Origin of the sequence: Flavivirga algicola, assembly GCF_012910715.1 — a bacterium.
GTDB classification, from domain to species: Bacteria; Bacteroidota; Bacteroidia; order Flavobacteriales; family Flavobacteriaceae; genus Flavivirga; species Flavivirga algicola.
The window spans coordinates 74,141-97,798 of the sequence record NZ_JABBHF010000010.1; the positions used below are offsets into that span (position 1 = coordinate 74,141).

General features: G+C 32.5%; 23 protein-coding genes. 15 read left to right on the forward strand and 8 right to left on the reverse strand.

From position 1 onward, the window contains the following. From HHX25_RS16290 to HHX25_RS21460, 6 genes are all read left to right on the forward strand, one after another. A complete protein-coding gene (locus tag HHX25_RS16290; protein WP_169675703.1) occupies window positions 1-1,260 on the forward strand; it encodes an RNA polymerase sigma factor in 1,260 nt (419 codons plus the stop codon). Window positions 1,261-1,306: 46 nt separating this feature from the next. Further along, window positions 1,307-1,744, forward strand: a complete 438-nt coding sequence (locus tag HHX25_RS16295) for a YciI family protein (RefSeq protein WP_169675706.1) — start codon at window positions 1,307-1,309, stop codon at window positions 1,742-1,744. Between the two features lie 7 nt (window positions 1,745-1,751). Next, window positions 1,752-2,108 carry a YciI family protein gene (locus tag HHX25_RS16300; protein WP_169675708.1) on the forward strand — a complete coding sequence of 119 codons (357 nt, stop codon included), beginning with the start codon at window positions 1,752-1,754 and terminating at the stop codon, window positions 2,106-2,108. Between the two features lie 110 nt (window positions 2,109-2,218). Next, window positions 2,219-3,052, forward strand: a complete 834-nt coding sequence (locus HHX25_RS16305; protein ID WP_169675710.1) for an alpha/beta hydrolase family protein — start codon at window positions 2,219-2,221, stop codon at window positions 3,050-3,052. A gap of 158 nt (window positions 3,053-3,210) precedes the next feature. Next, window positions 3,211-4,323, forward strand: a complete 1,113-nt coding sequence (locus HHX25_RS16310; RefSeq protein WP_169675712.1) for a helix-turn-helix domain-containing protein — start codon at window positions 3,211-3,213, stop codon at window positions 4,321-4,323. A 99-nt stretch (window positions 4,324-4,422) separates the two neighbouring features. Further along, entirely contained in the window at window positions 4,423-7,329 is a 2,907-nt protein-coding gene (locus tag HHX25_RS21460; protein ID WP_169675713.1) for a M61 family metallopeptidase, read from the forward strand. Window positions 7,330-7,426: 97 nt separating this feature from the next. Here the strand turns inward: HHX25_RS21460 and HHX25_RS16320 are convergent, their stop codons facing one another. Next, window positions 7,427-7,840, reverse strand: coding sequence for a winged helix-turn-helix transcriptional regulator (locus tag HHX25_RS16320; protein ID WP_169675715.1), 414 nt, complete (start codon window positions 7,838-7,840; stop codon window positions 7,427-7,429). Window positions 7,841-7,947: 107 nt separating this feature from the next. Between HHX25_RS16320 and HHX25_RS16325 the strand changes: the two genes are divergently transcribed. After that, window positions 7,948-8,310, forward strand: coding sequence for a nuclear transport factor 2 family protein (locus HHX25_RS16325; protein ID WP_169675717.1), 363 nt, complete (start codon window positions 7,948-7,950; stop codon window positions 8,308-8,310). Window positions 8,311-8,710: 400 nt separating this feature from the next. Here the strand turns inward: HHX25_RS16325 and HHX25_RS16330 are convergent, their stop codons facing one another. Beyond that, complete coding sequence (locus tag HHX25_RS16330; RefSeq protein ID WP_205958060.1) at window positions 8,711-9,676, reverse strand: hypothetical protein; 966 nt, start codon at window positions 9,674-9,676, stop codon at window positions 8,711-8,713. A gap of 252 nt (window positions 9,677-9,928) precedes the next feature. Between HHX25_RS16330 and HHX25_RS16335 the strand changes: the two genes are divergently transcribed. Further along, window positions 9,929-11,011, forward strand: coding sequence for a sensor histidine kinase (locus HHX25_RS16335; protein ID WP_169675719.1), 1,083 nt, complete (start codon window positions 9,929-9,931; stop codon window positions 11,009-11,011). Next, window positions 11,008-11,724, forward strand: coding sequence for a LytR/AlgR family response regulator transcription factor (locus HHX25_RS16340; protein WP_169675721.1), 717 nt, complete (start codon window positions 11,008-11,010; stop codon window positions 11,722-11,724). Before HHX25_RS16335 ends, HHX25_RS16340 begins: the two co-directional genes overlap by 4 nt. 28 nt (window positions 11,725-11,752) lie before the next feature. Here the strand turns inward: HHX25_RS16340 and HHX25_RS16345 are convergent, their stop codons facing one another. Next, on the reverse strand, window positions 11,753-12,547 hold the full coding sequence (locus HHX25_RS16345) for a universal stress protein (RefSeq protein WP_169675723.1): 795 nt from the start codon (window positions 12,545-12,547) through the stop codon (window positions 11,753-11,755). A gap of 174 nt (window positions 12,548-12,721) precedes the next feature. Between HHX25_RS16345 and HHX25_RS16350 the strand changes: the two genes are divergently transcribed. Both HHX25_RS16350 and HHX25_RS16355 read left to right on the forward strand, forming a co-directional pair. Next, the gene (locus tag HHX25_RS16350; protein WP_169675725.1) at window positions 12,722-14,056 is read left to right on the forward strand and encodes an MATE family efflux transporter; all 1,335 of its coding nucleotides are present in this window, start codon (window positions 12,722-12,724) and stop codon (window positions 14,054-14,056) included. 304 nt (window positions 14,057-14,360) lie between these two features. After that, a complete protein-coding gene (locus HHX25_RS16355; protein WP_169675727.1) occupies window positions 14,361-14,813 on the forward strand; it encodes a 6-pyruvoyl trahydropterin synthase family protein in 453 nt (150 codons plus the stop codon). A 20-nt stretch (window positions 14,814-14,833) separates the two neighbouring features. Here HHX25_RS16355 and HHX25_RS16360 read toward each other — a convergent pair whose 3' ends face one another. Then, the gene (locus tag HHX25_RS16360; protein ID WP_169675729.1) at window positions 14,834-15,715 is read right to left on the reverse strand and encodes an alpha/beta hydrolase; all 882 of its coding nucleotides are present in this window, start codon (window positions 15,713-15,715) and stop codon (window positions 14,834-14,836) included. A gap of 18 nt (window positions 15,716-15,733) precedes the next feature. Further along, window positions 15,734-16,672 carry a cyclase family protein gene (locus HHX25_RS16365; RefSeq protein WP_169675731.1) on the reverse strand — a complete coding sequence of 313 codons (939 nt, stop codon included), beginning with the start codon at window positions 16,670-16,672 and terminating at the stop codon, window positions 15,734-15,736. 156 nt (window positions 16,673-16,828) lie between these two features. Here HHX25_RS16365 and HHX25_RS16370 point away from each other — a divergent pair, with 156 nt between their 5' ends. From HHX25_RS16370 to HHX25_RS16380, 3 genes are read left to right on the forward strand one after another with little or no spacing between them, the layout of a single operon-like run. Then, the gene (locus HHX25_RS16370) at window positions 16,829-17,581 is read left to right on the forward strand and encodes a UDP-2,3-diacylglucosamine diphosphatase (RefSeq protein WP_169675950.1); all 753 of its coding nucleotides are present in this window, start codon (window positions 16,829-16,831) and stop codon (window positions 17,579-17,581) included. A 38-nt stretch (window positions 17,582-17,619) separates the two neighbouring features. Further along, on the forward strand, window positions 17,620-18,483 hold the full coding sequence (locus HHX25_RS16375) for an alpha/beta hydrolase family esterase (protein ID WP_169675733.1): 864 nt from the start codon (window positions 17,620-17,622) through the stop codon (window positions 18,481-18,483). Between the two features lie 28 nt (window positions 18,484-18,511). Further along, window positions 18,512-19,309, forward strand: coding sequence for a hypothetical protein (locus tag HHX25_RS16380; protein ID WP_169675735.1), 798 nt, complete (start codon window positions 18,512-18,514; stop codon window positions 19,307-19,309). Here the strand turns inward: HHX25_RS16380 and HHX25_RS16385 are convergent. From HHX25_RS16385 to HHX25_RS16395, 3 genes are all read right to left on the reverse strand, one after another. After that, on the reverse strand, window positions 19,306-20,574 hold the full coding sequence (locus HHX25_RS16385) for an MFS transporter (protein WP_169675952.1): 1,269 nt from the start codon (window positions 20,572-20,574) through the stop codon (window positions 19,306-19,308). The two genes, HHX25_RS16380 and HHX25_RS16385, sit on opposite strands and share 4 nt — an antisense overlap. Window positions 20,575-20,694: 120 nt before the next feature. Then, window positions 20,695-22,386, reverse strand: coding sequence for a single-stranded-DNA-specific exonuclease RecJ (recJ, locus tag HHX25_RS16390; protein ID WP_169675737.1), 1,692 nt, complete (start codon window positions 22,384-22,386; stop codon window positions 20,695-20,697). Between the two features lie 51 nt (window positions 22,387-22,437). Further along, window positions 22,438-22,860 carry an OsmC family protein gene (locus tag HHX25_RS16395; RefSeq protein WP_169675739.1) on the reverse strand — a complete coding sequence of 141 codons (423 nt, stop codon included), beginning with the start codon at window positions 22,858-22,860 and terminating at the stop codon, window positions 22,438-22,440. 58 nt (window positions 22,861-22,918) lie between these two features. On the opposite strand from HHX25_RS16395, the gene HHX25_RS16400 reads away from it, so the two are divergent. Beyond that, window positions 22,919-23,509, forward strand: a complete 591-nt coding sequence (locus tag HHX25_RS16400; protein ID WP_169675741.1) for a carboxymuconolactone decarboxylase family protein — start codon at window positions 22,919-22,921, stop codon at window positions 23,507-23,509. Window positions 23,510-23,658 lie beyond the last annotated feature (149 nt).

Here is a 23,658-nt window from a genome sequence, read left to right on the forward strand (position 1 = left end):
ATGAACAAAAAAAATCAAGAGGACAGTAAAACGCTTACCGAACATTTTTTCAGAACAGAATATGGGAAAATGGTTTCTGTGATAACCAAATACCTTGGAACCGAAAACATTGAAACGGCCGAAGATATTGTACAGGAAACACTTTTAAAAGCTGTAGATTATTGGCAGCATCATGGTATTCCAGATCACCCAAAAGCCTGGCTGTATACTACAGCTAAAAATTTGACAATAAATATTTTAAAACGAAGAAAGCAGCATTGGAAATTTAAAACCATTCAGCAAAATAAAATACAGATTGAGAATTTAGAAATTTCGGAATCGTTGATTTCTGATGAACAGTTAAAAATGATGTTTGTTTGCTGCCATCCATCAATTTCAAAAAAATCGCAGATTACATTAATCTTAAAAATTTTGTGTGGCTTTAGTATTTCAGAAATAGCCAGTGCTTTTTTTACTTCGAACGAAACCATTAACAAACGGCTTGTAAGGGGGAGAAGGCAACTTCGAGAAAATTATATAGATTTTTATTCTCCTCAACATATCAATGATAATTTACCAGTAGTTTTAAAAATCATCTATTTAATTTTTAATGAAGGATATAGTCCTACTCAAAAAAATGAACTTATACGTTATGATCTCTGTCTGGAATCTATTCGTCTGTGCAAAATTTTGGTAAGCAGCTCAATAATTGATAATAAATTTGACTGTTATGCACTTTTAGCTTTGATGTATTTAAATGCCTCTCGTTTTAATTCACGTATGAATTCTGCCAATGAGATTGTTGAAATGGACATGCAAGATCGAAGTCGTTGGGATCAAGAACTTATTAACTCTGGTATTTACTATTTAAATAAAGCAACAGAAAAAAAGCAACTTTCAGAGTATCTTATTTTGGCCACTATTTCTGCTAATCATTGTATAGCCCCTAGCTTTGACAAAACCAATTGGAAAGAGATTTTATCGTTATATAATGCCTTAATAGAACTCAATAAAACCCCGGTTGCATTGCTTAACCGAAGTATCGCGCTATCTAAAGTAAAAGGAAGCAATAGTGCTATTTTAGAATTGGAAAAACTTGCAAGCCAAACAGATATTGCCAAAAACCATTTGTTTCATGCCACACTTTCAGAGTTTTACAAAAAAGAAAACTTAATACAAAAAGCTATAATTAGTTTAAGAGAAGCCATTAAGCTTTCAAAAAATAAGCGAGATACTGCTCTTTTGGAAAAAAAACTTAAAGGACTTGTCCCTATTTCTTAAACTCAATTGTTATAAGCATAGTTATTAATTTAAAAACACAAATTTTATGAAAAATTTAATGCTATGCGTTTTAAGCCTACTGTTTGCTTTAAATGCTTTTTCTCAAACAGACAAACAGAAGAATAACGAAAATGAATTTATGTTTTTTGTGTATTCAGATGGCAATAGGGTGGCCGATCTACCGTCTGAAAAACAACAAATACACATTGAAAAAATTGGAGCATACATCCATAACCTGGCACAATCGGGAAAACTTAAGGGTGCGCAGCCATTAGAAATGGAAGGCCTCCTTATTGAAGGCAAAAAAGGATCCTTCAAAACCGAAAACTTGAATAAAAAAGGGAAGATTATAGCAGGATATTATCATATTTTGGCAAAAGATATGCACGAAGCAATAACTATAGCAAAAAAAGACCCAAGGTTTGAAGAAGATGGTTGGCAAATTGTTGTTCGACCTATTAAAAAAATTACAGGAATTAATTAAATATACTATGAAAGAGTTTATGTTATTTATTAGAAATGAAGGGAATCCAGTAGTAAAATTATCTCCCGAGCAATTGCAAGAACATGTGCAAAAAGTAGGTGGTTTTATAAAGAAAATGGTTGAAGATGGAAAAATGAAATCCGCACAACCTTTGGAAATGGAGGGTCGTATAGTATCTTTTGAAAGTGGCAGTTTTACCGATGGACCGTTTAACGAAACCAAAGAGGTAATTTCAGGTTATTATCACATATTTGCAAAAGACTTGGATGAAGCCATAACTATTGCGAAATCTGACCCAAGATTTGAAGATGGCCAATGGCGTATAGAAATTCGTCCCATCATGAAGGTTGATGAGATCAATTAATATTGAATTTTTAAAGCGATTTGAACTAAAATCAAATCGCTTTGCAACATTCAAAACCAAATGTCGTCTTTAGGTTTAAGTATATTCATTAATTAATAGAAAAACTTAAAATGAGACACATTCAATTAAAGCTAATAGTATCTTTAATTTTTATTTCAAACTTTTGTAATGGCCAGCACCCTGGGAAACCTGGAGAAGATGCCCCGGGAGGTGAAGTTGTAAAAATAAAATCACTTGATGTTAAAATACATGGGGTGCTTTACAAGCCAGATTCAATGCCAAAATTGGAAAAAACACCAGCCATTATTGTTATTCATGGGTGGGCTCCCTATCACCTAAGAGGTGGTGAAGGGCATACCTATTTTGCTAAAGACATATCAAAAAAAGGATTTATTACGCTAGGTGTTACCCTTAGAGGATGGCAAGATACAGGTGGAAGCGACGATTGTGGTTATAAACAAACAACAGATATTTTAAATGTTATAGATTGGTTGTCAAAACATCCCGATGTAGATGCCAATAACATTGGTATATTAGGACAATCTTTGGGTGGGCAGGTTGCTTTAACAACAGCAGCAAAAACCAACAAAGTAAAGGCTGTGGCAGCTTACTTTCCAGTAACTGATTTTAAACTGTGGGGAGAAACAACAAATTTAGACCTAGACGACTATATATATAACCAATGCGCGCAAGAAGGGTCCCCAATGGATCGATCACCTAGATTTATGACCAATAAAATTACCGCTTCTGTTTTATTCATGCATGGTGATAAGGATAAAAACACCATCATCGATCATTCGGTGTTGATGTATCTAGATATGCTAAAACAAGATAAAGATGTGGAATTGTTTATTGCAAAAAATGGTGGGCATGGCTCTTATGGGCCTGGCTGGGAAAATCACTTTAGTCATATGGTAGGTTTTTTCAGCAGCAAACTTCAATAGGTTTTATGCCCTGAAATAATAAAACACCATATTAATCTTAAAACAGCTCTTGTCTTATTTTTCACAAGAGCTGTTGTGTTTTTAGATTTTAGAGAAATAACTTTGAGTTAAGTTATAAATATCTTTTGTAGGTTTGCTTTAAACCACGTATCAATAGCATGAAACTTATAATAGACTTTATAATAATAACGGGACTCGTTTTAAATATATTTGTTTTATTAGGGCTATTAAAAATTAAAGGAAAACAAGCCCCACATAAAATTCTTATCATTATGTGGGGCTTTATTTTTCTATCCTTGATTCATTTTTATGCAAAATTACATGGCATGGATTTACTTTACATTATGACTTTCATATTTGCTAATGGTGTAAGGATATTTTTGGCGCCTCTAATTTTTGTTTATATAAAATCTATTTTTCAACCTTATAAATCGCTAATCAAAAAAAACCTAGTTCATTTCACCCCGTTTTTAATTTATCTAATCATTTATATACTGCCATCAGTGGTAAATCATTTGGCAGAGAAAGAAGTATTTCAGCATGTAAAATTAATTGATGCAACCATGAACCAAGGACTGGTTCTAGATTTAATTAGCCTTGTTTACTTGATATTGTCGGCTCGCCTGTTTTTGGTCTCAAAGCAACATTTAAAACATCAGTATTCAAACATTAATGCAAAAGATTTTCTATGGATTAGAAATTTTCTATTTTGTTTTATTATCATCATTATTCTAGATTTAATTCTGGTATTCTTAGCCCTGTGGTTTAACCTAAATCCAGCCGAACTTGGATACATAACCATTGTTTTTTTGGTTGCTTCAATGATTTATTTGGGGTACTATGGTTTAACGCAATCAACCATATTCCTTCCTGATTTTCTTGTCGATAAACGCGCAAAACCTAGAGAGATAAATATTTCAGAATTAAGTGGTTTCCAAGAAAAATTAGAGTATAGTTTAAATACAGATAAACCATATTTGCAACCAGGTTTAACATTAAGTGTATTGGCAGAGCATTTAGGCATATCGGACAGAAAACTTTCCATGGTTATTAATGATATAATGAAAACGTCCTTCTATGATTTGATAAATAAATACCGAATTGAAGAGGCAAAAAAAAAATTGGCGTCAAGCGACTACGATAAGTATTCTATTACTGGAATTGCTGAAATATGTGGCTTCAACTCTAAAAGTAGTTTTTATAGAATTTTTAAAAAAGAAACTGGCATGACCCCAACCCAATATAAGAATAGTATTGATAAAGTGTCTTAATGCACGTATTGGGACTCATTAATTCATTACTAATACCGCTGAATTTGTAATAAAATCCAATTTTTGTAATCAATAAGACAACATTAAACTAAAATTACAGTGAAACATCTTTTCCAAATAGTTCTCTTCATAACAATCTTTAAAAGTTTTAGTGCTACTAAGCATTTAAACCAGAATCTAGAGAGTAATCTTGACATTTCATGTACTATCGATTTAACTCAGGTGGTTGATGATATGGTTCCTGTAACTATAAACGTCAATGATATTAAGGGTAACTCTATTACATACAGGTTCCCAAAAGTGGTCCAGGGCACTTATGCTATTAGTGATTTTGGAAGATTTGTTCATAATTTTAAAGCATTTGATAAAAAAGGGAAAGAACTTAAGGTTTCTCAAACTGACACGAACTCCTGGGAAATAAACAAAGCAAAAAAACTGTCTAAAATCACCTATTTTATTCAGGATACTTACGACCTAAAAGAAGGAGAAATCAATAATATTCCACAGTTTCCTGCAGGAACAAACATAGACCCCGACAATTACATTTTAAATCTTCATGGTTTTATAGGCTACTTTAACGGTTTAGAAAATAGTAACTATAATATAACAATTAGTGCGCCAGAAAGCTATAAATATGCTACTGCATTGTCATTAAAGTCCAGTTCAAAGAACCTTGAAAAGCAAGCAATAATTAATAATTTCTATGCATCACGATATTTTGATGTAATAGATAATCCTATTATATATGGTCATATTGATATTGAAACATTCAATATTGATGATATTGAAATTGTAATAAGCACCTATTCACCAAACAAAATTTATACTGCGAAAGAGATAAAAGGCGTGGTGCAGAATACCATGAAATCTCAAGTAAACTATTTGAAAAACTATGGTACTACAACATCCAGGTACGATATTCAAATTTACTTTTTTGATGGGGAAAAAATCAATCCAAAAGATTATGGTGCCTTAGAACATCATTCTTCTACAGTAATGGTAATGCCTGAAAACACTCCCAAAAAAGAGTTATATGCCGATTTAAAATACTTTATCTCTCATGAATTTTTTCATACTATAACGCCGCTTAGTATTCATTCAGAAGACATCCATGACTTTGATTATCATAACCCCAGTTTTTCAAAACATTTATGGTTATATGAAGGTGTGACAGAATATTTTTCTAAGCTGTTTCAAATAGATCAAGGGCTCATCACAGACCAAGAGTTTTATAATATAATATCCAATAAAATTAAACGCTCTAAAAGGTATGATGATGCTATGAGTTCTACTGTAATGAGTGAAAATATTCTCAATGAGCCTTACAGTAAAAACTATCCTAATGTATATCAAAAAGGGGCTTTAATAGGCATGTGTTTAGATATTTTAATCAGAAAAGAAAGTAACGGTAAAAAAAGCCTGTTGACTTTAATGAAAACACTTTCTGAAATATACGGTAAAAACACACCTTTTAAAGATGATGATTTATTAGAAGAAATTACTAAGCTAACTTATCCGTCGGTAGGAACATTTTTTAAAAATCATGTTGAAGGAAACGCGCCTATAAATTACCAAACCTATCTTGATATGGTTGGGCTGAATTTAGTCGACGGCAAACTCTTAGTGAAAGGAAACAGTACAGATAGTCAACTAAAAACTAAAAAACACTGGTTGAACAAGCAAACGCATATGGTGATATTTGAACACGTTAATGTCATACCAATGACTAAACATATCGTATTAAGAGACCAAACGGTTGTAATAGTAGATGGAAAAATTATCAGTATAACCTCAACCAAATCGTCACCAAAATATGATGCGGATACTGTAATAGACGGAACTGGAAAATATCTAATTCCTGGTTTATCTGAAATGCACTACCATTGGCGAGACAATAAAAGTCCTATAGAAAATGAATTCAAATTACTTATAGCTAATGGCATTACAACCGCTAGAAATATGGCTGAGTATGACGGACAAGACCATATAGCCATAAGAGAAAAAACAAAAAAAGGAGGTATTTTAGGTCCAAACTATTTTACCACAGGGCCGTATTTGGGTTATGACCAATTAAAGACATTTGAAGATATAGAGCGTATAGTAAAAGAACATGAAGAGAAAAAGTACGACTTTTTAAAAATTGGTGATGGAGTAGATATTCCAAAAGAAAACTACTTGAAACTGCTTGATGAGGCATATAAACATAATGTTATAGTGATTGGTCATGGGCAACACAACTTGCCGTTAGAGTATTCGCTAAGAATGAAATCTATTGAACATGTTGAAGAGTTCATCTACATTTTTCAAGAAGGTAATGTATATGAAAAAGTAGATAATTTTGAAGACTCTAAAATTCTGATTAATGATATAGAATATCTGAACAATGCTGCTAAAGAAATAAAAGAAAGTGGTTTATATGTGGCTCCTACCTTAGTCATTTTTGAAATGATTTTACAGTATTTTGATGAGGCAAAATTTGCAGAATTACAAAAGCATCTGGAATCTAATTATTTGACACGTGGTGAATATGAAAAATATTTAACTGAAAAGAATCATTATCGAGCAGAGCTTTTAGGTAAAAAGATAGTTGGTATAGATTCTGATGAATTTTTTGAAAACTTTTTTGTGTGGATGAAAAAATTCACTAAAATATTAAATGAACATCAAGTGCCACTGCTTACGGGAAGTGATACATTTGGTATGGTTGTTCCTGGCTTTTCAATTCATAAAGAATTCGAGTTTTTACAAGAATCAGGTTTAACACCTTACGAAATATTGAAAGCGAGTACTGTAAACGCCTCTAGATACTTAGGTGTTATTTCTATGGAAGGTACAATATCTGAAGGCAAAAATGCTAACCTGGTGTTGTTAAACAAAAATCCTTTAGAAAATATTAAAAACACACAAACTATTGAAGGCGTTATGCTTAAAGGGACTTGGCTTGATAGGGTGCAATTAGACGAAATGTTAGAAGAAGTAGCTAGTTACAATGCTATAAAACGATAGTTCAAAGTAAATTTTGAAGCATAAAAAATAACCCATTAGTGGTTATTTTTTAAATATTTTGAGTGGTTGTTGTGTCGAATCAAAAACCTAACGTCCTTTATTTTATAAAATGTTCTCTTTCAATTTTCCTCCTAATTGACGAAATAAGTTGATCTCTATTTTTAGTGGCCTGCTCTAAAAAATCTTTACCCGCCTCGGTCTTATCATCATTAAATCCGCCCCATGTAATCATTTCAATAAGTATAGGCAGCATCTCCAAGCTTTTTTTTGTGAGACTGTATTTTATACGTGATTTTTTCACGTTGTCTCGTCCCTTAGAGACCATACCGTTTTCTTCAAGCATTTTTAATCTGTCACCAAGAACACTGGTGGAAACTTTCTCATCAGATTCTAAAAATTCGTTGTAATGTCGTTTTTCTTTGAACATAAGATCCCTTAAAATAAGCAGAGACCACTTGTCTCCAATATGTTCTAAAGTAAAGTTGATAGGGCAATGTGAGCGTATTTTCATATTACAAAGATAAAAAAACGGATATTTTTTAACTTGCAATTTAAAAGTTAATTTGTATTTTAGCTTTGAAAAAGCAAGTTAATTTTATAATATTAAAACAAAAAACAATGGAAAAAACACCAATGGAAGTATTTCAAGCCTTCGGGCAAGGTTTAATGTCTGGGACAGATGTATGGAAAGATGTCGTATCTCAAGATGTTACATTTACTGGTCCTGTAGACCAAGTTAACGGTCTTGAGGCTTTTGCAAAACTAAATGAAGGGTTTATGCCCATGATGCGCGGTATGGAAATGCAAAAAGCAGTAGAGTCTGGAAACTTTGTAATTACCCAAGTCATTATAAAAGTAGCCATGCCATCTGGGAAAACAATTGAATTAGACATGAACGAATGGTATGAAATTGTGGATGGAAAAATTCAGGATATAAAAATTTACTACGATGCAGAGGAGTTCAGGAAAGAACTAAACTAATCATTAAAAGTACTTGTAATTATGGCGATATTAAACAATGAAATCCTTTGAAAACCAATGGGATAAAGTAAAGGTGAAATAGGTGATGAATTATACGGTTAAATTCGGGTTTTTAGGTGAAATCTTAGATATTCTAATGATAAAAAGGCAGTCTAAAAAGGGGTTAGCTTTTTTAAGCGGATTTAAATCATATGCTGAAAACAAATCTTTTTAATTTGTGAAATTTTCTAATATTTACAAGTTAATGTTAGCGAAGCGATTTGGACTAAATTCCAAATCGCTTTTTTAAGTATTGTCAAAAAAATAAAACGCTATTGCAATTTTAGCTTATTGACGATTTAGTGTTAAAACTCTTTAAGTATTGTGGATTGTTTAAGTGTTTTTATAAGAAATAAATTCATCAATTATTGCTATAAAGATATATGGCAGCAGCTTGAGCCATTTTTCTTTGATTATGACCTATACTAGGAATAACTTTTAATTTCCAATTGAATTTGTGTTTGCTGTTTTTTGCCACCTTTAGACCAAAATGGTAAAAGTACTTTCCACGTGCTAGCCGATGTGTCCCTTGCTTATCGGTTGTTTTAGACCTAAGAAGTAACCCGCCATTTCCATTGGCATTATCCAATGCGCCTAAAAATAATACTAAGCGCTTTTTAAATGATTTTTTTAAATCTATTGGCTTTACATTTTTAATGCCGTAAGGATAATTAAGTTCTGTATTTGGCAGGGTATACGAACCAGCATTAGATGCTAAAATACGGTCTGCTTTAGAATCTGGAAACATTAAAACAAAGCGATGCAGTATTTGCCCACCAGCCGAATGTCCAAAAACATCATATTTTTTTTGTTTCGATTGAACTAGGTTTTTTGCAAGTTTAAAAAGGCGATCAAAATCAGAATAAATCCATTGTTCTTTATCAGTGTTATATTCAAAAATCGCTTTTTTTTCATCCATGATAACTCGATTTGAGTTTTTTACAAAAGTAAAAGCATGTCTAATGTCTCGTTCTTTAACAACACCTCCTAACTGGTATCCTAAATATGAATAATCTTTTTTAGGGTAAGAAGGCGATAGAATTAAAACACTATGTTTTTCAGAGGTTTCTACCCAAGAGTCTCTATAGCTATCTCCATTTCTTCCAGATCCAGGAATAACCATTAATACCTTAGATTTTGGAGTGAAGTTTTTTGGCTTGTGGTAATAAACGGTGATAGTATTATTTTCATGACCAATACCTCCTTGTATATGAAAATAGCCAGAACCTTCATTAATTTTAATTGTTTTAAATGATTTGTTTTGTGCTGTTATTAAATTAAAAGTGATACTTATTAGTGCAGTAAGTAGTAATGATATTTTATCCATTTTTATGTTTTTTAGACTTCAAAATTCATGTTAAAACCATGACACTTTTAAAATTATAGACCAAAATAAAATTGTTCCATATCAGTAATGTCTATTGTGGGCTAATTTTAATTCATCTTGTTAAAACTCAAATTCGTAATGTTTTAATTCGAATTGGGCTATATTTATAAGATAAGGTTTCAATTCTGAGTATTTTTAGAACCAAAAAATGCCTCGATCAATTAAGTTCACCTTAATCATGAGAATAAATAAATGAAAGATTACTTCTTACGCATAATAGATTTTATCCAAAAAAGAAGATGGTTAGTACATGTTCTATTTTGGATAAGTATTTATACATTACTTGTCCTAGGTTTTGATTCTGATTACGAGCATTCTACAGAAAAACTTTTGCATCAGTTCATTAAAATGAGTACTAAAATTGTAGCTGCTTATCTGTTTGTTTACTATCAAGTACCTAAATTATTATATAAGAAAAAGTACCTCTTATTTATAATCTCGGTTATAATTTTTAGTTATATTTTTTGCGTTCTCGAAAGATTATTGGTGGTTCATGTTATTGAGCCTTTATTGAGAAAAGGAAGTTTTGAGCAGGAATCTATCTTTGAAATATTAACCGATATTGAAAAGCTCCATTCAACATATCTTCTTAGTTTATACTTCCCTACCTTGATGTTTTTTGTTTTAAAATTAGTAAAGGAGAAGTTTGTTGAAATAAGCCAAATAGAAACACTAAAAAAAGAAAAGTCATTAGCAGAGTTAAGCTTTTTAAAAGCTCAAATACATCCTCATTTTTTATTTAATACTTTAAACAATTTATATATATTATCTCTTCAAAAATCAAATAAAGCTCCCGAAACTGTTTTGAAACTTTCCCAAATTTTAGATTATATGTTATATCAATGCAACGATAAACATGTCAATATTGAAAAAGAATTAGAACTTATAGAAAATTATATTCATTTAGAGCAATTGCGCTATGGTAATAGATTAGAAATAAAATTGGAAAGTAATATTGGTAATCTTCAAACCAAAATAGCGCCACTTATTTTAATATCGATTATAGAAAATGCTTTTAAACACGGTATTGGAGAGACCATCAACAAAGCAGAAATTAAAATTGATATTAAGGAGGAGAAAAGTGTACTGGATTTCAGTGTATTTAATACAAAAGCAAAATTATTGCAAAAAGATAAGACACAGTATAGAGAAGGTATTGGCCAAAAAAATATTGAGAAACAGTTGAAATTAATTTATCCAAATAAATATCAATTTCAAATTGATGAAAAAGATATGTCGTATCATGTAAAACTTAAAATAGATTTGAGCTCATGAAAACACAATGCCTTATTATAGATGATGAGCCTTTGGCATGTACTTTAATAGCCGATTATATTTCTAAAATTCCTCAATTAGAAGTTTTGGCAATATGTCATAATGCACTTGAAGCTTTTGAGACTTTAAAAAACAAACAGGTAGATTTATTGTTTTTGGATATTCAAATGCCAACACTTACAGGTATCGATTTTTTAAAGTCATTAAGTAATCCGCCAAAAGTTATTTTTACAACTGCTTATAGAGAATATGCTATTGAGAGCTATGAACTGGAAGTTCTGGACTATTTATTAAAACCTATCCCTTTTGAGCGTTTTTTTAAAGCTGTTGATAAATATTTTAAATCAGTTTGCTCTATAGATGCTCAAGTATTCCCTTCCAAATCAGTATTAGTTGAAACGTTTCCCGACTATATACAAATAAACATGAATAAAAAACATCACAGGGTTTTGTTTGAGGATATCATTTATGCAGAAAGTTTAAAGGATTATGTTAGGGTTCATACACAAAATACAAGTATAACAACAAAAGAAAAGATAAGTGATTTTGAAAATAAGCTCCCCGCTTTTTTTATTCGTACACATCGTTCGTATATCGTAAATGCTAAAAAAATAACAGCATTTACAAGTCAAGATGTAGAATTGGGAGATAGGGAGATTCCCATAGGTATTAGCTATAAACAGCAGGTGTTTGAAATTTTAAAAAAGATATGAACACGTATTAGAGATAATGCGCCATTAACTATTTCAACCCTCTTAAAACTAAAACAGGTATTGCACTTGAAAAGTCTTTTTTCAAAATAACATTCTTCTCCCATTTTTTAGTAAAAAAACCTCTTTTGCGTCTAACAACACAAAGCATATCCGGATTATAAGATTGTAAATGTTGTAAAACACCATGGAAAGTAGTGGCATTCTCTGTTTGGGTTATATTGTTTGCAGTATCTGATAATTTCTGATCTACATCAAAATCACCTTCATTATAGTAAGGCGTTTTTACTAATAATAGATTTACCGAAGCTTTAAAATTGTTTTTAATGCTTAACAAGGGGGTTAAGGCATCATTCTTTTTTATTATTGCAGATTTTATAGCGAGTAAAATATTGCTAAATGGTTTAAACTTATAGCCTTCGGGAACAATCAATGCTGGTATTTGGGTTTGCTTTATGATTTTTCCTGAAGTTTTTCCCAAAAACACCTCTTCTCTAATGGAATTGGTTCTGGGTTCAATTAAAATTAAATCAATGTCGGCTGCCTTACTTGCTAACTCAAGAGTATTGACCAACTTTCCTTTTAAAGTTTTTACAACAACCTCGACACTTTTAGTATCAATTTTAGAGACCAAATCATCCAAAAAGGCCTTGCTTTCCCGTTCGATTATAGGATCTATTTTAATCATAGTACCTGCCTTGGTATAGACATTGTAGATCTGTACAATAAAAAGTTTCGCTCCAAAAGCTTCTGCAAAATCTACAGCATATTGCAAATGGCTTAAAGCATTTTTGGACGAACCGACAGGTACTAAAATATTCTTCATGATAATTATAGTTTACTAGACTAAATTTTAACGATATTTATGCAAAAATATAACATTTAAAATGATTCGTAAAGGACGTATTCGGATATTATAAACTTATTAAATCTCTAGTTGTAAAAAACAATTGTATTTCTATAAGATAAAAATACACTTCCTTTTGTTAGAATTGATACTGTGAGCACAGATATTAGCCTAAAACATATAAACAAATTAGCCATACCAGCCTTAATCTCTGGTATATCAGAGCCTATCTTATCGTTAACCGATGCAGCCATAGTAGGGAACATAGATTTAAATGCGACCGAATCTTTAGCTGCCGTTGGTATTGTTACGACCTTTTTATCTATGCTAATTTGGGTATTGGGTCAAACACGAAGTGCTATATCGTCTATCGTGTCTCAATATGTTGGAGCTAATCAACTGGATAAAGTAAAAAACCTGCCAGCTCAAGCTATTTTCATTATTACCTCCCTAAGTGTGTTGATTATAATTGGCACATATCCTTTTGCTCAAAACATTTTTAAACTGTATAATGCCTCTGGTCTTATTTTGGACTACAGTGTCGATTATTATAAAATTCGTGTTTTTGGGTTTCCTTTTACATTATTCACCATAGCCGTTTTTGGTGCTTTTCGGGGGCTACAAAACACCTATTATCCTATGATTATTGCAATTATAGGTGCTTTTGCTAATATCGTATTGGATGTTATTTTGGTTTATGGTGTTTCAGATATTATTCCTGCCATGAATATAAAAGGGGCCGCCTATGCCAGTGTTATTGCACAATTAATAATGGCTGCTTTTTCAACATATTATCTACTTAAAAAAACACCAATTCCATTAAAAATAAGCTTTCCTTTTAACAAAGAAATCAATAAGTTTATTATCATGATTCTTAACTTGTTTGTTAGAACACTGGCATTAAATACAACACTTTATTTTGCGACCCGTTTTGCTACAGGTTATGGTGCGGCCTATATTGCAACTTATACCATAGCCATAAATTTATGGTTTTTTGCAGCCTTTTTTATAGATGGTTATGCAAGTGCAGGTAACATTTTATCAGGGAAATTGTTTGGCGGCAAGGCATATGATTTACTTCTTAAACTAAGCAATAAATTAATTAAATATGCCATAATTATTGGTATTGTATTGGCTTTAATAGGTGCTATATTTTATTATCCCATAGGAAAACTTTTTTCTAAAGACCCAGAAGTATTGGCGCTTTTCTACAATTCTTTTTGGATTATACTAATCATGCAGCCACTATGTTCATTGGCATTTATTTTCGATGGGATGTTTAAAGGCCTAGGAAAAATGAGATCTTTAAGAAATGTATTACTGTTTTCAACTTTTGTTATTTTTATACCAATGCTCTTTTGGTTAGACAGTTTAGGTTATAAACTTCATGGCATATTTGTTGCGCTTACATTTTGGATTTTGGCCAGAGGCATTCCTTTAATTGTAAAATTTAGAAAAATATTTATTCCGCTTTCCCAAAACAATTAACTTTGCCCTAAAGTATAAAATAGATATGCTATTGCTAACGTCTTTTCTTCAACAGATAAATATAGAAGAGAAAATACAAAATGCACCAGATAAGGGTTACGAAATAGGTGTTTTTATTGGCTCCATGTTACCGTTTGTTGCCCTTGTGCTGATTGCATATTCAATTTATATTTATAATAAAAAGAAAAATCAATAAAAAATAGTTTATGGACATCATGTCATTTTTAAGTGGAAACGGATTATTTCTGCTATTAGCTTTAGTTTTAATCATTGTATACCTTGTAAATAGAAGAAAAAGAAGATAATGGATCATAAAATTCGCATCACGAAACAGTTTTCTTTTGAAACGGGGCATGCACTTTACGGGTACGATGGCAAGTGTAAAAATGTGCATGGTCACAGCTATAAACTTTCGGTCACAGTTATAGGAAAACCCATTACAGATAATACCAATGTAAAATTTGGAATGGTCATCGATTTTGGAGATTTAAAAAAAATAGTCAAAGAAGAAATTGTTAATGTATTCGATCATGCTACCGTATTTAATAAAAATACGCCACATGTAGAACTTGCCAAAGAATTAGAAGATAGAGGACATAATGTACTATTGGTAGATTATCAGCCCACTAGTGAGATGATGGTTATCGATTTTTCAAAAAAAATAAAAAAGCGTTTACCAAGTCATATTTCGTTACATTCTTTAAAACTTCAAGAAACAGATACCTCTTTTGCAGAGTGGTATGCTAGTGATAATTAATTTATTAGACGAATGAACACTTATTGAGGTTTCGTTTTAATAAACCCTTCGCTTTCACCCCATTCATAAAACCGATCTAACCAATTGTCGCTGGGAAAACCTCGTTTCCAAGTGCCAAAACCGTGTCCGCCTTTGGTATACATATGCATGCCTGTTTTTACACCCGCTTTATGCCATTTGTTATATAAATCTGTAAAAACAGTCGCATCAATTAATTGGTCATTAGCAGCGGCAATAAACAATGTAGGAGGGGTGTCTTTGTTTGGTTTGGGGATAATTAAATCTGTTCCTGGATAAACGGGGACTAAAAAGTTAGGTTTGTTTGCCTCTTTGCATTCGTTCACCACTCCAAAGGCAACAACTCCCCCAGCAGAAAAGCCCATAAAGCCAATTTTTTCTGGATCAACACCCAAAGTTTTGGCATTTTCGCGAACATAAGAAATAGCATTTAAGCCATCATTCACAGAATAGGGTAATACTTCTTTGGTAATACGAATTCTTTCTTCGTTACTTTGCTCTATAATATCATATAAATCCTGAGCAGCATCATCACCGGTAGGCACCAATCTATATTTTAAGATAAAAGCAGTAATTCCTTTTTCTGCTAACCATTTAGCTACGTTATAACCCTCGCTCTTTATACTTAAAAGGTACATCCCACCTCCGGGAGATACAATAACCGAAGTGCCATTTTTCTTTTTGGGGTCTGGTTCATAAACAATCAATGAAGGTGATGAAATATTTGCTATGATTTCAGAATTTGCTCGTTTAGAAAAATATTCTTTTTCAGGATTTTCCCATTTGGTTTTTTCGGGTTTCTCATGAGGAAGTTCAATAATTTGTTGTGAAAAAATAATTTGTGCTCCTAAAAAAGTAATAATTAATAGTATTCTTTTCTTCATAATAATATATTATTAAATTTAAAATGTTGCAATGGGGTTAATAGGAGAACCCGTTCCTCCAGGAATACGTAAAGGTGCAGCTACAAAAAGAAATTCCCATCTATTTAAACTTGCCGCCTTGGCTGCTAATGCTTCCAATTGTAAATTATCTAAAAGTGGCATTCCAAGAGCTACCAATAATAATTGATGAATGGGTGCGCCAAGTCCTTCTATTCCCGACGGATATTTATCACTAACGCCGTCTGATCCAATGACCGCAACATCACGTTCTTTTAGCCACTTTACCATGGTAGGATGTAGACCAACTGCGTCTTCTCCAAAATTCCAAACACCTTCTTCTTTACTTCTAGACCATCTACCTGTTCTAATTAAAAGTACGTCCCCGCGCTTTATTTTAATCCCTGTCTTTTTTTCCCAAGCCACCATATGTTCTGGTTTAATGATATCTTCCTTTTTTAGATAAGTTACATTTTTAAGCAGAGGCATATCTACCAGAATCCCTCTTGTAAAAATTCCTGTATTCATTTTTTGAATATCTAACTTTTCTGCCCCATTTTTTTTAACCAAGTTTTGCGAAAAACCATTGTACATGTTCCCTTTATAAAAAATATGGCACAGAGCATCTATATGAGAATAGTCATTACCATGATACCGCATTGTATAAGTATCACTTGCCCAATTATGTCCAGCCCAGGCTTCAAGTGTTATGCTTTGCTTAAGAGGGTGTGGGTTATTACGTGTGGCTTTTTTAGAAATATCGCGAGCCAGTGATATCGAAATGCCTTCGGTGACAAGGCTTGCGGCTTCCTTTCTTTTTTTAGGGGTTATTAAGTTTAGAGTTCCTAGTTCATCGTCTTTTCCCCATCTACCCCAATTGGAAAGCTCGTTCATCCATTCACTAATCACCTCTTTTGTAATTGGGTTTTCTTTATTTGGTTCCTGGGCTATAGTACCCATTGAGGAAAAAATAAGCAAAAGAAATATTATATGTTTTGTGATAACCATAAATTAACCCTATAGATTAGAAACTAAAAGTACTTAATTTTTATTTACATCTATTTTTATGAATTCTAGAAAAAGGACTTTCCTTATATTTACAACCAGATGAAAAACATAAATATTCCAGAAGGAAAGAAAATATATTTTGCCTCCGATAATCATTTAGGAGCACCAACAAGAGAAGCGTCCCTGCCTCGTGAAAAAAAGTTTGTGGCCTGGTTAGATGAAGTAAAACAAGATGCTGCGGCTATTTTTCTTTTAGGTGATTTATTTGATTTTTGGATGGACTATAAAAAAGTAGTTCCAAAAGGATTTACAAGAACTTTGGGTAAACTGGCGGAAATCTCAGATTCTGGAATTCCGATTTATTACTTTGTCGGGAACCATGATTTATGGATGAATGGTTATTTTGAAGAAGAGCTTAATATTCCCGTTTACCATAAGCCAAAAGAGTTTGCGTTTAATGATAAAACATTCTTTATAGGTCATGGGGATGGTTTAGGACCAGGGGACAAGGGGTATAAACGTATGAAAAAGGTATTTACAAATTCATTTTGTAAATGGCTGTTTAGGTGGTTGCATCCAGACTTAGGCGTAAAAATGGCGCAATATTTATCGGTAAAAAATAAACTCATTTCTGGTGAAGAAGATGCTAAGTTTTTGGGAGAGGATAACGAATGGCTGGTACAATATTGCAAGCGAAAGTTAGAAGATAAACACCGCGATTATTTTGTATTCGGGCACAGGCACTTGCCTCTTAATATAGATCTTAATGAGAAATCAAAATACATTAACCTTGGTGATTGGATAAAGTATTATACTTATGGTGTTTTTGATGGTGAACATTTTGAATTAAAAGAATATTAATTTATATCTTCAATTAAAAACCGAATAAATATAAACACATGAAAAAAGCAGTTTTCTCGCTTCTATGTTTCATAACATTTTTGGTATCTGCTCAAGAAACAGTGAGTGGTACTATGCTACATGATGATACGGAACGTATTCATAAAATCTATATTCCAAGCTCATATACTATAGAGAAACCAGCACCTTTGTTATTACTTATTCACGGTTACAGTGAACCTGCTGGGTGGATTTTAGAATACACCAAGTTTCAACCTCTGGCCGAAAAATACGGTTTTATTATAGCGTGCCCGGAGGGAAAAATTAATAGAGCAAAAGTACCTGCATGGGATTTTTCCAGTACCAATGAAAAGGGAGAAATTAAAGATGTAGATTATATAAATTCATTTATGGATAAGTTAATAAATGACTATTCAATAGATAAAAAAAGAATTTATATCACAGGTTTTTCTCAAGGCGGGTATATGAGTTTTATAGCTGGTTGTCACTTAAATAATAGAATTGCAGCAATTGCTCCCGTATCTGGTGCTATGCCTGTTTCAAGTTTATTTAAATGTGCTCCAGTGCACAGTACACCTGCTATAGTAATTAATGGTGATAATGATAATGCTGTTCCTTATAATGGCAATCGGTTTGGGAAATCAGTAAAGGAATCCTTAAACTTTTGGATTGATTATAATAAATGCGATAAAATACCTGTAATTACTTCTGTAGAAGACCAAAATCCTGCCGATGAACAAACCGTAGAAAAACATGAATTCCTTAATGGCGAAAACCATTCAAAGATAGTGCACTACAAAGTTGTTGGAGGTACACATTTATGGCCTGGCCGAGAAGGAAATACAAGTTTTGAGGCTACACCAATAATTTGGAAGTTTTTCTCTCAATTTAAATTAGAGTAATGTTCTAATTAAAAATAATTTTTAAATAATGATAAACAGCAAAAAAAATAAATTTGGCTTAGTACTAATAGTAGTCATCTCTCTTATCAACTTAAAAGCTATATCTCAAGAAAAACAAAATAACATAATTGAAAAGGCAAATAAAACCTTAAAACTCCAAAAGAAATCTCCTTTATATATCCTTAATGATAAAATAGTTTCTAAAAGAATGATTATGCTAATACAAAAAGAAAGCATAGATTCTGTTAGTATTATTCGACCTAAAAATGCTTTTGAAAAATATGGAGAGAAAGGGAGAAATGGTGTAGTTGAAGTTTATAGTAAAAAAATGTTACGGTTAATAGAAAATAAGCATGTATCTGAAATAGAAAAACACACTTTAAAAGCTTTTTTACTAAAAACTAGCTCTAAAGAAGAAATTCCGAACTATAATAAAGCACTTATTATAATAGATAATAAACAACGAGATAAAACAATATTAGATTCTATTATCATGCCTAATGTAGCTTCGATTGCATTTAGAACAGGTAAAGAAATAGAAGTTAAAAAAAAATATGGGAAGGCTTCAAAAAATGGTGTTATACTTGTAAAGACTATAGATAGAGAGTCTTCTCTTAGGAAATATCATGAATTTCTATTGAAAAATAAATCAATGATTTTTGTTATTGATGGCATTCCTTCAACTTTTAATGTAGCTAAAAGCTTAAATCCATTAAAAATTCAATCTGTTAACATTCTTAAAGGAGAAGCCGCTACTAAAATTTACAAAGAAAGAGGTAAGAATGGAGCTGTTTTAATTTTTCTTAAAAAGCCTAAGAAAAATTAGTCTTCAATCTCGTGTGCCTCAACATCTTCTGTCAAATCTAATTCTCTTAGCACAGGGTTTTTTATACCAATGGCAAATACGGTAAGCAAGGTCATGGAACCACCAAAAACCACAGCAGCTACAGGTCCTATTAATTTAGCAGCCAAACCACTCTCGAAAGCACCTAGTTCGTTAGATGAACCAACAAACATAGAGTTAACAGATGACACACGACCGCGCATATCGTCAGGTGTTTTTAATTGAAGTATCGTTTGACGAATGACCATTGATATACCATCTGCGGCACCACTTATAAAAAGCATTAAAACACTTACCCAAAAAATGGACGACAGGCCAAAACCAATGATGCTTAAACCAAAAATAAACACAGCAACGAGTAACTTCTTACCAGTATTTTTACTAATGGGCAAATAAGTTGTTGCAAACATGGTAACGATACTGCCCAAAGATATAGAAGCATTTAGGATACCAAACCCTTCACTTCCAACTTCTAATACATCCTGTGCGAAAACAGAAAGAATGGCAACCGTACCACCAAATAAGACTGCAATCATATCTAAGGTCAATGCACCTAAAACAGCTTTGTTTTGAAAGACAAAACGAATACCAACCTTTAAGCTTTCTTTTATTGGCTCACCAATTTTCTTGTTTAAAATAGGTTTCTGTTTTATTTGAAATACTAGTAAAAACGATAGCAACACCAGAAGAAAAACGACACATAAGGTATTATCCACACCAATCCAACTTATAGAAAACCCGCCAAAAAGGGCACCTAAAACAGCAGCTGCCTTCCAGGTACTTGTACTCCAAGTAGCAGCATTAGGATATATTTTTTTAGGGACAATCAATGCTACCAGAGAAAATATTGTAGGGCCAAAAAAGGATCGTAAAAATCCACCAAAAAACACAAGGGCATAAATAGAATATAAAATAGCTTTTGTAGACCAATCTCCAACAAATTTATCCGAGGTCAACAAAAACAATCCTAAACTTATTAGCGAAAAAGCTGCTATGCAAACGGCTAGTAAATTTCGTTTCTCTCTTTGGTCTACAATATGGCCTGCAAATAAAGCCATTGTAAAAGCAGGGATAATTTCCATAAGCCCTATAATTCCTAATGATAAAGGATCCTTGGTCAATGAATATACCTGCCATTCTATCACAATAAATTGCATGGACCAGCCAAACACAAGTAAAAAACGCATTAATAAAAAAATGTTGAATTCCTTAATCCTTAATGCCGCATAGGGGTCGTTTTTTCGTATCAAAAAATCTAATTTTTATTAGTAAATCTAAATAAATGCTAAAATAGCACCTGCCCTTATTTTAGTTTTTTGTTAAAAAATAAAATAGCTAATCGTTTTATTTTAGTTTCTAACCATAAACTATTCTTTAATATCCCTTAATTTAAGCTGCAACGATACGTTTCCCTGCCACTCATTTTCATCAATAGAGTAGACAGCTTTAAATGGTTTTTTTTCAGAAATCAAATCGTATTTGTCTCCCATACTAAAACCAATGCACACTATACTGTTCGACCCAGGTTGCGTAACTGTTAATCGTAAATGCGTTTTATCTTCTCCCACACATTTACCATACCCCGTATCTGTTAAATTTTCAGTCATAAAAATAGGAGTCATATTATTAGGACCAAAAGGTGCAAATTGTTTTAAGACCCTATAGAACTTTGGAGTAATATGGTTTAAATCAATTTGAACATCTGCTTTTATCTCGGGAATTAATAAGTTTTTATCAATGGTTCTGGCAACAACATCTTCAAAAGCTTGTTTAAAAGCTTCGTAGTTTTCTTTTTTCAGAGTTAACCCAGCAGCATATTTATGGCCTCCAAATTGCTCAATATGTTCACTACAAGCGCTTAAAGCATTATAAACATCAAAATCTTTAACCGAACGTGCCGAAGCGGCTAATTTTTCACCACTTTTTGTAAACACGAGCGTTGGTCTATAATAGGTTTCGGTTAATCTAGAAGCCACAATACCAATAACACCTTTATGCCAAGTTTCATCGTAAACAACAGTAGTAAAGCGTTCCTGTTCTTTTTGTTCTTCAATTTGTTTAAGAGCTTCTTCTGTAATTCGTTTATCTGTTTCACGTCTGTCCAGATTATAATCGTTAATTTCCGAAGCATATTTTGCGGCTAACGCTTCTTCGGTTTCGGTTAATAATGCGACTGCATAATTGCCATGCTTCATGCGACCAGCTGCATTTATTCTTGGCGCGACAATAAATACCACATCTGTAATTGTCAATTCTGTTTTTTTTACTTGACTTAAAATAGCTTTAATACCTGGTCGTGGATTGCTGTTAATTACCAATAACCCAAAATAGGCCAGTATTCTGTTTTCTCCTGTTATGGGAACAATATCGGCACCAATAGCTGTTGCTACTAAATCTAAATATACTGTTAGGTCATTTACAGTTTTCCCTTCTTTTTCTGCTAATGCCTGTATCAATTTAAAACCTACGCCACAACCGCATAGCTCTTTATATGGATATTTGCAATCTTCTCGTTTGGGATCTAAAACAGCAGAAGCTTCAGGAATACTGTCGCCAGGTCTATGATGATCACAAATAATGAAGTCGATCCCTTTCTCTTTGGCAAATGCTACTTTCTCGACAGATTTAATACCGCAATCTAAAGCGATAATAAGTGTAAAGTCATTTTCTAAAGCAAAATTGATACCTTTATAAGATATGCCATAGCCTTCATCATATCTATTTGGAATATAGGTGTGAACTAAACCATATCGTGTTTTTAAGTATGTGGCCATTAAAGCAACCGAAGTTGTGCCGTCTACATCATAATCACCATAAACCAAAATATTTTCGTTATTGGCTATTGCTTTTTCTATACGGGCAACAGCTTTATCCATATCCTTCATTAAATAAGGATCGTGCAAACCGTTAAGGCTTGGCCTGAAAAAGGCTTTGGCCTGATCGTACGTTTCAATACCACGTTGTAATAACAAGGTTGCCAACACAGAATCTATCTGAAGTGCTTCTTGCAATGCTTCTATTTTCGATGTTTCTGGCTTAGGTTTTAATGTCCAACGCATGGATTAATTGAAATTATATGATTTAAAGCTAAACAAATTTGTTTTCAACTTTTATTTCTTATGAAAATGAGTTTCTATGGTTAATTCTGAAAATTGACGAAACATTTCCATCACACCGCAATACTTTTCAATGGACAAATCCACGGCACGTTGTAATTTCTTTTCATGTAAATCATCACCGTAAAAATGGAAATGCATAGCTACTTTATCGTAATACTTTGGGTGCTCTTCTGTTAAGTTAGCTTCAATGTCAATTTTAAAATCGTCAACATTAAGCTTCATTTTTTTTATTAAGGCTGCCACATCTAAACCAGAACAACCCGCTAAACTAGATAACATTAAAGCTTTAGGGCGATAGCCTTCACTTTTTCCACCATTTTCCTCACCAGCATCGATAAATAAATTATGCCCAGATGGATTTGTACTTTCAAACTTCATATCTCCCAGCCAGGTTGTTGTAATATGATTTGTCATGTCTCTGAATTATTTTTTGTTACTTGTAGCTTCAAAAATACTATTAAAAAACAAAAATATGCCTTTAGTTACACCATTATCTGCTAATCATGATTTAGAGACTCAAAAACTTGCCGAATTCTTTAATGAAACTTTGGGTTTTTGTCCAAACTCTGTACTTACCATGCAGCACCGACCAGCAATAAGTAAAGCATTTATAAACCTGAATAAAGCAGTTATGGCTAATGAAGGACGAGTAACTTCTGCTTTAAAAAGAATGATCGCTTGGGTAAGTAGTAATTCAACAGGTTGCCGATATTGCCAAGCACATGCTATTCGGGCTGCCGAACGCTATGGTGCAGAGCAAGAACAGTTAGACAATATTTGGGATTATCGTACCCATCCTGCTTTTAGTGAGGCAGAACGTGCTGCTTTAGATTTCTCCTTACAAGCCTCTCAGGTACCAAATGGTGTCGATGAAAATATTAAAAAACGTTTATACGAACATTGGAATGAAGGTGAAATTGTTGAAATGTTAGGTGTTATTTCCCTATTTGGATATTTGAACCGTTGGAACGACTCTATGGGTACTTCTATTGAAAAAGGAGCCGTTGAAAGTGGGGTAAAATATCTTGAGAAGCACGGTTGGGAAAAGGGAAAACACAAATAGTTTTATATTTTTTATTAAGCATTTGATTTTTAGTTCTTTGTGATTATTTACTAAAAGGCTTTATTGTAAGAAATGTAAATATTTTATGACTAAATAGTTGGCGATTAAGTAATTATTGCCTATGTTAGCCTCAACTATTATAACCCCAA

Coding starts and splice junctions, on each gene's coding strand:
- HHX25_RS16365 (WP_169675731.1), bottom strand. CDS start 16,672: ATGGGTACTATAGCCCAGGAACCAAATAAAGAAAACCCAATTACAAAA.
- HHX25_RS16330 (WP_205958060.1), bottom strand. CDS start 9,676: ATGGATAAAATATCATTACTACTTACTGCACTAATAAGTATCACTTTT.
- HHX25_RS16355 (WP_169675727.1), top strand. CDS start 14,361: ATGGATCATAAAATTCGCATCACGAAACAGTTTTCTTTTGAAACGGGG.
- HHX25_RS16395 (WP_169675739.1), bottom strand. CDS start 22,860: ATGACAAATCATATTACAACAACCTGGCTGGGAGATATGAAGTTTGAA.
- HHX25_RS16320 (WP_169675715.1), bottom strand. CDS start 7,840: ATGAAAATACGCTCACATTGCCCTATCAACTTTACTTTAGAACATATT.
- recJ (WP_169675737.1), bottom strand. CDS start 22,386: ATGCGTTGGACATTAAAACCTAAGCCAGAAACATCGAAAATAGAAGCA.
- HHX25_RS16300 (WP_169675708.1), top strand. CDS start 1,752: ATGAAAGAGTTTATGTTATTTATTAGAAATGAAGGGAATCCAGTAGTA.
- HHX25_RS16345 (WP_169675723.1), bottom strand. CDS start 12,547: ATGAAGAATATTTTAGTACCTGTCGGTTCGTCCAAAAATGCTTTAAGC.
- HHX25_RS16335 (WP_169675719.1), top strand. CDS start 9,929: ATGAAAGATTACTTCTTACGCATAATAGATTTTATCCAAAAAAGAAGA.
- HHX25_RS16340 (WP_169675721.1), top strand. CDS start 11,008: ATGAAAACACAATGCCTTATTATAGATGATGAGCCTTTGGCATGTACT.
- HHX25_RS16375 (WP_169675733.1), top strand. CDS start 17,620: ATGAAAAAAGCAGTTTTCTCGCTTCTATGTTTCATAACATTTTTGGTA.
- HHX25_RS16295 (WP_169675706.1), top strand. CDS start 1,307: ATGAAAAATTTAATGCTATGCGTTTTAAGCCTACTGTTTGCTTTAAAT.
- HHX25_RS16380 (WP_169675735.1), top strand. CDS start 18,512: ATGATAAACAGCAAAAAAAATAAATTTGGCTTAGTACTAATAGTAGTC.
- HHX25_RS16305 (WP_169675710.1), top strand. CDS start 2,219: ATGAGACACATTCAATTAAAGCTAATAGTATCTTTAATTTTTATTTCA.
- HHX25_RS16325 (WP_169675717.1), top strand. CDS start 7,948: ATGGAAAAAACACCAATGGAAGTATTTCAAGCCTTCGGGCAAGGTTTA.
- HHX25_RS16360 (WP_169675729.1), bottom strand. CDS start 15,715: ATGAAGAAAAGAATACTATTAATTATTACTTTTTTAGGAGCACAAATT.
- HHX25_RS16400 (WP_169675741.1), top strand. CDS start 22,919: ATGCCTTTAGTTACACCATTATCTGCTAATCATGATTTAGAGACTCAA.
- HHX25_RS16290 (WP_169675703.1), top strand. CDS start 1: ATGAACAAAAAAAATCAAGAGGACAGTAAAACGCTTACCGAACATTTT.
- HHX25_RS16310 (WP_169675712.1), top strand. CDS start 3,211: ATGAAACTTATAATAGACTTTATAATAATAACGGGACTCGTTTTAAAT.